The 238-nt window shown below is 68.1% G+C and carries 1 protein-coding gene; it reads right to left on the bottom strand.

Going from position 1 to position 238, the window contains the following annotated elements; genetic code table 11:
• Positions 1 to 238 (bottom strand): hypothetical protein (locus tag AB3351_RS23635; protein ID WP_371149556.1); only part of this gene is annotated, 238 nt, incomplete at both ends.

The raw sequence follows: 238 nt of genomic DNA on the forward strand, positions 1-238 counted from the left end.
GCCTCGTCGTACCGGGACGAGACGGTCCAGCCGTAACGGTCCGGGTACACCGATCGCATCGCCAGCTCCACCACCGTATACCGCCCGATGACGCCCGCGGGCTTGTCGAACGAAGCCAGCTCCGTCCCGTCGGGATCGAGCACCTGCACCCACGAGCCTCTGTCCCGAATTTCCCTCTGCAGCGCTTCGGGCAGCCGGATCTCCGTTCCGCTCGGCGCGCCTTCGCGCATGACCCGCT

Origin of the sequence: Aneurinibacillus sp. REN35, assembly GCF_041379945.2 — a bacterium.
Classification (GTDB): domain Bacteria; phylum Bacillota; class Bacilli; order Aneurinibacillales; family Aneurinibacillaceae; genus Aneurinibacillus.